This window comes from Streptomyces sp. SID5910, from assembly GCF_009862125.1.
Taxonomy (GTDB): domain Bacteria; phylum Actinomycetota; class Actinomycetes; order Streptomycetales; family Streptomycetaceae; genus Streptomyces.
Genome location: NZ_WWHX01000586.1, coordinates 1 through 9,678, shown reverse-complemented (window position 1 = coordinate 9,678; position 9,678 = coordinate 1). Strand labels below are relative to the sequence as shown.

Below are 9,678 nucleotides of genomic sequence, written 5' to 3'. Positions count from 1 at the left end.
CTTGGTGGGAGAGCGACCCGGCGCTCTCCTCGCGCGCACGGCGCGACGAACTGACCCGGGAGAACGCGGAGCTGCGGGAACGCCTGCGAGAGCTGGAGTCGGGCCGCGTACCGAGGGAGGAACGATGACGGCACTGCGGTACGTCTACGCCGTCTGCCGGCCCTTCGACGTCCCCCTCCAGTCGCAGCTCACCGGGGTCGCGGGCGACCCGCCCAGGCTGCTGGCCCACCACGGCCTGGTCGCCGCGGTCAGCCACGTGCCCGAGGCCGACTTCTCCGAGGAGTCGCTGCGGGCCCACCTGGAGGACCTGGACTGGCTCGCCGGGACCGCCCGCGCCCACCAGCAGGTCGTCGACGCGCTCACCGTCGTCACCACGCCGCTGCCGCTCCGGCTGGCCACCGTCTTCCGGGACGACAGCGGCGTCCGCGTGATGATGGAGGAGCGCGAGGACGACTTCCGGCGCACCCTGGACCGGCTGGAGGGCCGGGTGGAGTGGGGTGTGAAGGTCTACGTCGAGACGGACCCCGAACAGGCGGACCGTCCGGCGGAGCCCGAGCCGAAACCCGCCACGGGCCGTGACTACCTGCGGCAGCGGCGGATGCGGGCGCGGGCGCACGAGGACCAGTGGTCCAGGGCCGAGGAGTTCGCGACACGGCTGCACGCGAACCTGTCCTCCCGGGCCGACGACGCCCGGCTGCACGCCCCGCAGAACCCCACGCTGTCCGGCGCCGCCGGACGGAACGTCCTGAACGCCGCCTACCTGGTGCCGCGGGACGCCTCCGAGGAGTTCGTGGAGATGGTGGACCGCACGAAGGACGACACCCCCGGCATGCGCGTCGAACTCACCGGCCCGTGGGCCGCCTACTCCTTCGCGGGAGAGGCGGCCCCCGAGGACGGCGCGACGGGCGCCGGAACGGCGGGGCAAGCGGGGGAGGGGTCATGACCGTCGTCGAACGCCGTGAGATCGCCCTCGTGGACCTGCTCGACCGGCTGCTGGCCGGCGGCGTGGTCATCACCGGTGACATCACGCTGCGCATCGCGGACGTCGACCTGGTCCGCATCGACCTCAACGCGTTGATCAGCTCGGTCAACCGCAATGTGCCCTCGCCGTTCGGGGACTGACGTGAGCGAAGAAGAACCGGACCGCCGCAAGCGCCTCGACCTGGACCCCGACACGGTCGAGCGCGACCTGGTGAAACTGGTGCTGACCGTCGTGGAACTGCTGCGCCAGCTCATGGAGCGCCAGGCGCTGCGCCGGGTCGACGAGGGCGACCTGAGCGAGGAGCAGGAGGAGCGCATCGGGCTCACCCTGATGCTGCTCGACGACCGCATGACCGAGCTGCGTGACCGCTACGGACTGCGGCCCGAGGACCTGAACCTGGACCTCGGGCCGCTGGGACCGCTGCTGCCCCGGGAGTGAGCCTCCCGGGGCAGCAGCCTCACCGCCTGTCGTTCACCACCTGTACCAGCGGCCTCGGCCACCTCCTGCGGTCGTCCCACGAACCAGGAACCCCAGCAGCCACAGCACGATGACCACGAGGGCGATCCACCAGAGCACCTTCAACGCGAATCCGGCGCCGAACAGAATGAGCGCGAGAAGCAGCACGAGCAGAAGTGGAACCATGATGTGAACCTCCTGCCGTACTGGTTTCCCGAAATGCCCCGATCAGGCGTCCGTCAGGACTCCTTCCTGCACAGGATCTCCCCGTGCAGGACGCCGAACCACGCCTCCGGCCGCCGGCCCCACTCCCGCCAGGCCGCCGACACGGCCCGCAGCTCCTCCTGCGTCGCGTGGCCGCCCTCCGTGGCCCGCTCGGCGTAGGCCGAGGCCAGCGTGCGGTCCGCCCACAGGCCGCTCCACCACTCCCGCTCGTCCGGGGTCGAGAAGGTCCAGGTGTCCGAGGTCGCCGTGATGTCCGTGAACCCGGCCTCCAGCGCCCAGGCCTTCAGCCGCCGTCCGGCGTCCGGCTCGCCCCCGTTGGCGCGGGCCACCCTGCGGTACAGGTCCAGCCAGTCGTCCATGCCCGGGGAGGCCGGGTACCAGGTCATGGCGCCGTAGTCCGAGTCGCGCACGGCGACGATCCCGCCCGGCCTCGTCACCCGCATCATCTCGCGCAGCGCCCGCACCGGGTCGCCCACGTGCTGGAGCACCTGGTGGGCGTGGACCACGCAGAACGCGTCGTCCGGGTAGTCCAGGGCGTGCACGTCCGCGACCGCGAAGTCGGTGTTGGCCAGGCCGCGCCCGGCGGCGGTGGCGCGGGCCCGCTCCACGATCTCCGGCGCCCGGTCCACGCCGGTCACCCGGCCCTCGGGCACCAGTGCCGCCAGGTCCGCGGTGATGGTGCCGGGGCCGCAGCCGACGTCCAGGATCCTCATGTGCGGCTTCAGCGAGCCGAGCAGGTACGCGGCCGAGTTGGCGGCGGTGCGCCAGGTGTGCGAGCGCAGCACGGACTCGTGGTGTCCGTGCGTGTATACGGCGGTCTCCTGCGGTCCGGCCATGGCGGATCCCCTCTGTGCGACTGCGCGACGCACCGGTGCGCGGGGTACGGCGACCCCGCCCGGCAGCAGGATCACCGTACGCCCGCGCACCACATGATGAGACCGGCGTTTTGGTATGTGGACTGATGGAGCGTCAGCTCAATGGCTGACGAAGCGTCATGACACGTGCCGCACCGGTCGGTTGCCCGTCAGCGGCCGGTAGACGGTGAGCGCCTCGGGCAGCTTCTCCAGCGTCAGGTCGCCCTGCGTCTCGGTGATCTCCCCGTCGTACGCCAGCAGGGTGCCCGGCGCGACACCCGTCAGCCGGAGCCGGCCCACCTGCACCGCGGCATGGGCGGGCGAGCGGGTCAGCGGACCGGCGAGGGCCGCGGAGAGCAGCCGCAGGGCCGGCCGGCGGCCCCCGTGCACGACCCGGATGTCCAGCTGCCCGTCCGCCAGGTCCAGCCGGCGGCCGGGGGCCAGGCCCATCCGGTGGTACGTGCCGTTGCCCGCGAACAGCATCCACAGCGGACGCCTGCGCCCCTGCACCTCGGCCTCCAGCGGATGCCGGTCGGCGCGCAGCACCCGCACCGCCGCGAGCACCCCGGCCGGCCAGCCGCCGATCCGGGGCGACCAGTGCTCCCGCTCGCGCACCAGCTCCGGGTACACGCCGAGGCTGAAGGTGTTCAGGAAGATGCCGCGCTGCGCACCGGAGGCGAACCGGCCCACGTCCACGCGCACGCCCTCCCCGCCCTCCAGCGCCCGGCACAGATCCCTGACGTCCTCCACGCCCAGGTCGTAGGCGAAGTGGTTGAGCGTGCCGCCCGGCAGCACCGCCAGCGGCACGCCGTGACGCAGCGCGATCTCCGCCGCGGCGTTCACGGTCCCGTCGCCGCCGCAGACGCCGAGCACCCGGGCCCGGCCCGCCGCCTTCTCCAGTTCGGCGCCGACGTCGCCCGGCTCGCACTCGACGACCTCGGCCGCGGGCAGGGCGTCGCACAGCGCGCGCACCCGGTCCGCGGTGCCCGAGGCGATGTTGGCCACCATCACCAGACCCTCGCCCTGCGGCAGCGCCGGGACGTCGGCGCGCGGCCTGGCCGGCGGGATGAGCTGGGCACGCGTGGGCACCATGCCCCGTACGGCGAACGCGGCGCCCGCGCCCAGCGCCGCCCCCGCGAGCACGTCGCTCGGGAAGTGCACGCCCGTGTAGACCCGCGAGAGGGCCACCGCGGCGGCCACCGGCGCCACCGCGGCGCCCCACGCCGGGGACTCCAGCGCGACCCCGGTCGCGAACGCGGCGGCCGACGCCGCGTGCCCCGACGGGAAGGACGTGGTGATCGGCTGCCGCTTCAGCTGCCGGACCAGCGGCACCGGGTCGAGGACGGGCCGGGGGCGGCGGACCGAGCGCTTGCCGAGGGTGTTGATCGTCAGGGAGGCCAGGCTCAGCGAGGCGAGGCCCCGCACGGCGGCGCGACGGGAGCGGGGCGTGCGGGCCGCGGCCAGCGCGGCGGCCGCCGCGAACCACAGCACACCGTGGTTGGCGCTGCGGCTGAGCCGGGGCAGCAGGGGGTCGGCGCCGGGCCAGTGCCGGGCGGCGACCGCCTCGAACACACGCTGGTCCAGCCGCAGCAGGCCGTTGCGCACCGGGTGCGGGCCGGGCGTCGGGGCGGTGAGGTCTACGTCGGGGCTCATCCCATCCGCCTACCCGGCGGACGGCGTTTCCTGCGGGTGGCGTGCCGCACGCGCCCCCGCCCGGCCCGCACCCGGGGGGAAAGCATTTGCCCGGACGGCGTCCGGAGCCGCAGAATCCGGCCCATGGGCCATCTCGAAGCAGCGCACCTGGAGTACTACCTCCCCGACGGGAGGGCGCTGCTCGGCGACGCCTCCTTCCGGGTGGGGGAGGGCTCCGTCGTGGCCCTCGTCGGACCCAACGGAGCCGGCAAGACCACCCTGCTGCGCCTGCTGTCCGGTGAGCTCAAGCCGCACGGCGGAACCGTCACCGTCGGCGGCGGCCTCGGGGTGATGCGCCAGTTCGTGGGCTCCGTCCGCGACGAGACGACCGTGCGGGACCTGCTGGTGTCCGTCGCGCCGCCCCGCATCCGTGAGGCCGCGCGCGCCGTCGACGCCGCCGAGCACGCGATCATGACGGTCGACGACGAGGCCGCCCAGATGCGCTACGCGCAGGCCCTCGCCGACTGGGCCGAGGCCCAGGGCTACGAGGCCGAGACGCTGTGGGACATCTGCACCACGGCCGCGCTCGGCGTCGCCTACGACAAGGCCCAGTTCCGCCAGGTGCGCACCCTCTCCGGCGGCGAGCAGAAACGCCTCGTCCTGGAGGCGCTGCTGCGCGGCACCGACGAGGTGCTGCTGCTCGACGAGCCGGACAACTACCTCGACGTGCCCGGCAAGCGCTGGCTGGAGGAGCGCCTGAAGGAGACCCGCAAGACGGTCCTCTTCGTCTCCCACGACCGCGAACTCCTCGCCCGCGCCGCCCAGAAGATCGTCTCCCTGGAACCCGGCCCCGCCGGCGCCGACGCCTGGGTGCACGGCGGCGGCTTCGCCACCTTCCACGAGACCCGCCGCGAACGCTTCGCCCGCTTCGAGGAACTGCGCCGCCGCTGGGACGAGAAGCACGCGCAACTGAAGAAACTGGTCCTGACGCTGCGTCAGGCGGCCGCCGTCTCCCACGACATGGCCTCTCGCTACGCCGCCGCCCAGACCCGGCTGCGCAAGTTCGAGGAGGCAGGACCGCCGCCCGAGCCGCCCCGCGAGCAGGACATCAGGATGCGCCTCAAGGGCGGCCGCACCGGAGTGCGCGCCGTCACCTGCGAGGGCCTCGAACTCACCGGCCTGATGAAGCCGTTCGACCTGGAGGTCTTCTACGGCGAACGGGTCGCCGTCCTTGGCTCCAACGGCTCCGGCAAGTCGCACTTCCTGCGGCTGCTCGCCGGCGAGGACGTGGCGCACACCGGGAACTGGAAGCTCGGCGCGCGCGTGGTGCCCGGACACTTCGCCCAGACCCACGCCCACCCCGAACTGGTGGGCCGCACCCTCCTGGACATCCTGTGGAGCGAGCACGCCCAGGACCGGGGCGCCGCCATGTCCCGGCTGCGCCGCTACGAGCTGACCCAGCAGGCCGAACAGACCTTCGACCGCCTCTCCGGCGGCCAGCAGGCCCGCTTCCAGATCCTCCTCCTCGAACTCCAGGGCGTCACCGCCCTGCTGCTCGACGAGCCGACCGACAACCTCGACCTGGAATCGGCCGAAGCCCTCCAGGAAGGCCTGGAGGGCTTCGAGGGCACGGTCCTCGCGGTCACCCACGACCGCTGGTTCGCCCGCTCCTTCGACCGCTACCTCGTCTTCGGCAGCGACGGCCGCGTCCGCGAGGCCCCGGAGCCGGTCTGGGACGAACGGCGGGTGGAGCGGGCCCGATAGCCGGCCGCGGGGCACGCCCGGGGCCGGCGGCGGGGGTCAGCGCCAGCGCAGCAGGGCGCCGAGGCCGCCCACCGGCACGTCGTCCGCCGGGTCGTCCTCCCGCGGCAGGGCAGGCGTCACCGAGATCGCCGGGGCGCCGGTCATCACCGCCGAGCGCAGCAGCGCGTCGTCCGCCCGGGCCGACCAGGAGTTCTGCTCGCCGAGCGTCTTCAGTTCCGTACGGCGCATCGCCAGCTGGTCGGCGTCCTCGCCGATCCACACCTCGCGGTGGGTGTCCGGCCCGTCCGGGATGATCAGCAGCTCGTCGATGCGGTGCTCCCGGGCGGCCTCGATCAGCGCGGGCACGCCCTCCGCCGCGGCGGCCCGGCCCTCGCCGTCGGGGGCCCGGGCGGCCAGGAACCGGTCCAGGTCGTCCCGCGCCCGCGCCCGCACGTGCTCGTCGCGCAGCCGCTCCACGTCACCGTCGAGCAGCCGGCTGCCCGCACCGTGCGCGGCCTCCACGATCCGGCCCTGAAGCCGCTTGGGCAGCCGCTCGTGCACGGCCCGCCGCTCACGGTCGTCACCCACGAGGATCAGCAGGTCGGCGCCCGTCTCCTCCTGGCACACGGCGAGCGCGTCCGCGATCTCCGCCGCGTTGTGCTCCCACGTGTTCTCCACCCGCAGCTGGAAGTGGCGCTCCGACCAGTCGACGCTGCTCGTGCGGTGCACCGGCCACTGCCGGCCGGACACCGAACCCGCGTCCGAGCTGCCCAGCGCGCTGCGCAGCTCGAAGTCGGCGCCCTTGCGGTCGATGTACGCCACGACGCACACGGGGTCCTCGCCCGCCAGCTCCAGCAGCGGCGCCACGTGCGGCAGCGGCGCCCAGTGGGCCTCGGTGCCGCCCAGCGGGGCACGCGCCAGCGGCGGGTCGAGGATCACCTCACCGCCCCGGGCGAACAGGGCCCGCCCGTGCGGGTCGCTGGAGTGGCGCAGCCCGTCCACGGCCTCCCGCACGGCCTGGCAGGTCGCGTCGTCGGCGCCCTGCGCGGCCAGCTCCCGGGCCACCGCCGCGGCCGTCAGCTCACGTTCGTGAGGGGTGTCCTCCGTGTGCTGGGAGAGGTCGACGTAGACGGAGGCCCAGGGCCCCTGGTGTTCGTAGAGTGGATGCAGAAAGGCGAGTTCCATGGCTCCCTCCCGGATGCCGCTCGGGGGTGGTAGTGCTTCCGGGGCGGGTACCCGGACCGCATGAACGAACACGACACGCGGGACGACACCACGACCGGGGTGGACCCGGGCCGGCTGGACGACCAGCAGCTCATGAAGGAGCTGGAGACCATCCACCGCACGCGCCACGACACCCTGCTCTACGGCTCGAACGACGCGCTGCGGGCCCACAACGGGCGCATGGCGCAGCTGGAGGGCGAGTGGCTGCGCCGCAACCCCCGCCGCGCGGTCGCCGCGGGCCGCACCCGCGAGGGCGCCCGCGAACGCAACTCCGGCGAGAACGCCGCCCCCGCCACCTGAGCAGGTGCGGCAGGGGGTGCGGCCCGCGTGTGCCGCCCTGCCCGTACACGGGTCCTCGCGGTCCCCGCACGATTCCGGCCGGCCCGCGCGTCGGTACGCGCGGACCGGCCGGGACCGGTGATGCCGGGTGCCGCCCAGTGCCGCCCTGCGGACCCGGCGCGGGCTCAGCCGGCCTTGGCGAACTCCGCGAGGAACGTCTCGCAGAACGCCTTCAGGTCGTCCGGCTTCCGGCTGGTGACCAGGATGTTGTTGCCGTGGTCGCAGACCTTCACCTGTTCGTCCACCCAGGTGGCGCCCGCGTTGCGCAGGTCGGTCTGAAGGCTCGGCCAGGAGGTCAGCACCCGTCCGCGGACGACGTCCGCCTCGACGAGCGTCCACGGGGCGTGGCAGATCGCGGCCACGGGCCGGCCCTGCTCGAAGAAGTCCTTCACGAACGCCACGGCCTTCTCGTCCGTGCGCAGGAAGTCCGGGTTGGCCACGCCGCCCGGCAGGACCAGCCCGCCGAACGAGTCGGCCGACGTCTCGCCCACCACCTCGTCCACGGGGAACGTGTCCGCCTTGTCGAGGTGGTTGAAGCCCTGGATCTCGCCGGACTGCGTGGAGACGAGCACGGGCTCGTGACCCGCGTCCTTCGCCGCCTGCCACGGCTCGGTCAGCTCGACCTGCTCGACGCCCTCGGGTGCGGTCAGAAATGCGATGCGCATGGGGTTCGGGTTCCTTTCTGGCGCGTCGGCGCGGGGTCGCCGCCCGGCGCGCGTGTCTCGTTCGGCCACGGGGTCGCGGCCTCGTGGGACCGCGGAGCCCCGCGAGGCGGTGTCAGGTGCCGTCCACGGCGTCCGGGTCCGCGCGGCTGATGTCGGCCAGCGCCGAGGCGGGATCCCGGGCCTCGGCCAGATCGCCGAGGCTCACCATCCCGACCGGCAGCCCGTCCTCCACGACCGGCAGCCGGCGCACGGCGTGCTCCCGCATCAGCGTGACCGCGTCCGCCACCGGATCACCGGGGGAGACCGTCAGCGGATCGGGGCTGCACACCGTGCGGACGCTCACCGCCATGGGGTCGATGCCGTCCGCCACGGCCCGCACCGTGATGTCCCGGTCGGTCAGCACGCCCACGACGTCCTGGCCGTCCGCGACCACCACATCACCGATGTTCTGCGTGCGCATCAGCTGCGCCGCCTCGACGAGGGAGGAGTCCGGGCGGACGGCGACCACACCCGGAGTCATGACGTCCCTCACGTACTCGGCCATCACGGCCCGCCCTTCCGGCGCCTACGCGCCCTGTGGCCCACCGCTCTCGGTCAGGGCGACGGCCAGTTCCTGCACGTTGTCGTAGCGCGCCTTGTCGGGCAGCCGCTCCAGCCCTTCGACGAGGGCGTCGGGCGCGTTCCCGCGGCGCAGGGCGCGGCCCAGCTCCCGGGGACCCGCGGGGAAGGTGCCCCGCGTCAGGTTCCGGGCCAGATCCAGCCGCAGGGCCTCCAGATACGTCGGCCCGCGGCCCGGGGTCACCGGTCCGAACATGACGTCCGGATCGTCCTCGGCGGCCGGCTCCGGGTCGTTCCACTCCTCGCTGCGGGTGGGGTGCCCGGACCTGAGCAGACCCTGTAGTTCGTGCTTCATCTCGTCGTCGCGGTGGACGCTCATCCGGTCACTGCCTCGCTGCATGTCTCCCTCCACATCCTCATGGGGTGCGGACCGCGTACCCGGCCACCGACGGCCGACACGGATTCACCCGGACGGGTCCGCACCGATTTGCCCGGACACGGTGCGTGCGTCCGCGCGCACCGTGGGTTGACCCGGCGGACCCTGGGAACCCGTCCGGCGCCACCACCCCCCACGCCCACCCTTCTCGGGAAGGACGGATCATGGCGGTGCTGCTCGCTGTGTTCATCCCGGTCCTCATGCTCGGCGTGGTGCTGGCCATGGGCAGGTACGAGGAGCTGATGCTGCCCGGTGCCCCGCCGCCGTCCGGCGATCCCGAACCGGCCGCCGCGGCGGAGCTGCCGCAGACGCGCTGACGGGCAGTTCAGACGAGGCGGAACAGGTCGGCGGCGGCCTGCACGTCCGTGAGGTCCTCGACGGACCGGAGGTTGTCGCACAGGGCCTCCAGCACCGAGCCGTCCTCGGCGGCCCGCGGGATGCCGACGGCCACCCCGAACACCCGGAAGCCCAGCCGGTGCTTGGCCGCGTTCCAGCCGCGCATCCACTCCTCGGTGACCCCGCAGTCGTCGTCGGTGATCAGCACGATGTCGCCGCGCATGCGGA

13 protein-coding genes and 2 pseudogenes are annotated in these 9,678 nt (G+C 73.7%); 7 read left to right on the top strand and 8 right to left on the bottom strand.

Features of this window, described 5'->3' with window-relative positions; all coding sequences use genetic code 11:
* From GTW67_RS20410 to gvpK, 4 genes and pseudogenes are all read left to right on the top strand, one after another.
* Window positions 1-128: pseudogene (locus tag GTW67_RS20410) on the top strand (gas vesicle protein); the annotation flags it as partial.
* Window positions 125-943 (top strand): GvpL/GvpF family gas vesicle protein, encoded by an 819-nt coding sequence (locus GTW67_RS20405; RefSeq protein WP_161165810.1) that lies wholly within the window; start codon window positions 125-127, stop codon window positions 941-943. The pseudogene GTW67_RS20410 and the gene GTW67_RS20405, both read left to right, overlap by 4 nt.
* Window positions 940-1,122, top strand: a complete 183-nt coding sequence (gene gvpJ / locus GTW67_RS20400) for a gas vesicle protein (RefSeq protein ID WP_077799359.1) — start codon at window positions 940-942, stop codon at window positions 1,120-1,122. The genes GTW67_RS20405 and gvpJ overlap by 4 nt, the downstream gene beginning before the upstream one ends.
* 1 nt (window position 1,123) lies before the next feature.
* Window positions 1,124-1,420: a gas vesicle protein K gene (gvpK, locus tag GTW67_RS20395; RefSeq protein ID WP_346010681.1), complete on the top strand. Its 297-nt coding sequence runs from the start codon at window positions 1,124-1,126 to the stop codon at window positions 1,418-1,420.
* A gap of 33 nt (window positions 1,421-1,453) precedes the next feature.
* Here gvpK and GTW67_RS20390 read toward each other — a convergent pair whose 3' ends face one another.
* The 3 genes from GTW67_RS20390 to GTW67_RS20380 all read right to left on the bottom strand — a co-directional run bounded on the left by GTW67_RS20390 (window position 1,454) and on the right by GTW67_RS20380 (window position 4,170).
* Window positions 1,454-1,624: a hydrophobic protein gene (locus tag GTW67_RS20390; RefSeq protein WP_161165812.1), complete on the bottom strand. Its 171-nt coding sequence runs from the start codon at window positions 1,622-1,624 to the stop codon at window positions 1,454-1,456.
* A gap of 53 nt (window positions 1,625-1,677) precedes the next feature.
* On the bottom strand, window positions 1,678-2,499 hold the full coding sequence (locus tag GTW67_RS20385; RefSeq protein WP_161166246.1) for a methyltransferase domain-containing protein: 822 nt from the start codon (window positions 2,497-2,499) through the stop codon (window positions 1,678-1,680).
* Window positions 2,500-2,655: 156 nt separating this feature from the next.
* The gene (locus GTW67_RS20380; RefSeq protein WP_161166245.1) at window positions 2,656-4,170 is read right to left on the bottom strand and encodes a bifunctional phosphatase PAP2/diacylglycerol kinase family protein; all 1,515 of its coding nucleotides are present in this window, start codon (window positions 4,168-4,170) and stop codon (window positions 2,656-2,658) included.
* Window positions 4,171-4,293: 123 nt separating this feature from the next.
* On the opposite strand from GTW67_RS20380, the gene GTW67_RS20375 reads away from it, so the two are divergent.
* The gene (locus GTW67_RS20375) at window positions 4,294-5,913 is read left to right on the top strand and encodes an ABC-F family ATP-binding cassette domain-containing protein (RefSeq protein ID WP_161166244.1); all 1,620 of its coding nucleotides are present in this window, start codon (window positions 4,294-4,296) and stop codon (window positions 5,911-5,913) included.
* Window positions 5,914-5,949: 36 nt separating this feature from the next.
* On the opposite strand, the gene GTW67_RS20370 is transcribed toward GTW67_RS20375, so the two are convergent.
* Window positions 5,950-7,077, bottom strand: coding sequence for a baeRF2 domain-containing protein (locus tag GTW67_RS20370; protein WP_161166243.1), 1,128 nt, complete (start codon window positions 7,075-7,077; stop codon window positions 5,950-5,952).
* A 60-nt stretch (window positions 7,078-7,137) separates the two neighbouring features.
* On the opposite strand from GTW67_RS20370, the gene GTW67_RS20365 reads away from it, so the two are divergent.
* On the top strand, window positions 7,138-7,416 hold the full coding sequence (locus tag GTW67_RS20365) for a DUF6158 family protein (RefSeq protein ID WP_161166242.1): 279 nt from the start codon (window positions 7,138-7,140) through the stop codon (window positions 7,414-7,416).
* Window positions 7,417-7,580: 164 nt separating this feature from the next.
* On the opposite strand, the gene GTW67_RS20360 is transcribed toward GTW67_RS20365, so the two are convergent.
* The 3 genes from GTW67_RS20360 to GTW67_RS20350 form a co-directional block, all read right to left on the bottom strand.
* A complete protein-coding gene (locus GTW67_RS20360) occupies window positions 7,581-8,120 on the bottom strand; it encodes a type 1 glutamine amidotransferase domain-containing protein (RefSeq protein WP_161166241.1) in 540 nt (179 codons plus the stop codon).
* 112 nt (window positions 8,121-8,232) lie between these two features.
* Window positions 8,233-8,664 (bottom strand): CBS domain-containing protein, encoded by a 432-nt coding sequence (locus GTW67_RS20355; protein ID WP_161166240.1) that lies wholly within the window; start codon window positions 8,662-8,664, stop codon window positions 8,233-8,235.
* Between the two features lie 21 nt (window positions 8,665-8,685).
* Window positions 8,686-9,078: a DUF2795 domain-containing protein gene (locus GTW67_RS20350; protein WP_161166239.1), complete on the bottom strand. Its 393-nt coding sequence runs from the start codon at window positions 9,076-9,078 to the stop codon at window positions 8,686-8,688.
* Window positions 9,079-9,278: 200 nt separating this feature from the next.
* On the opposite strand from GTW67_RS20350, the gene GTW67_RS37060 reads away from it, so the two are divergent.
* Window positions 9,279-9,431, top strand: coding sequence for a hypothetical protein (locus GTW67_RS37060; RefSeq protein ID WP_202437470.1), 153 nt, complete (start codon window positions 9,279-9,281; stop codon window positions 9,429-9,431).
* Window positions 9,432-9,439: 8 nt separating this feature from the next.
* On the opposite strand, the pseudogene GTW67_RS20345 reads toward GTW67_RS37060, so the two are convergent.
* A pseudogene (locus GTW67_RS20345) lies at window positions 9,440-9,678 on the bottom strand (hypothetical protein); the annotation flags it as partial.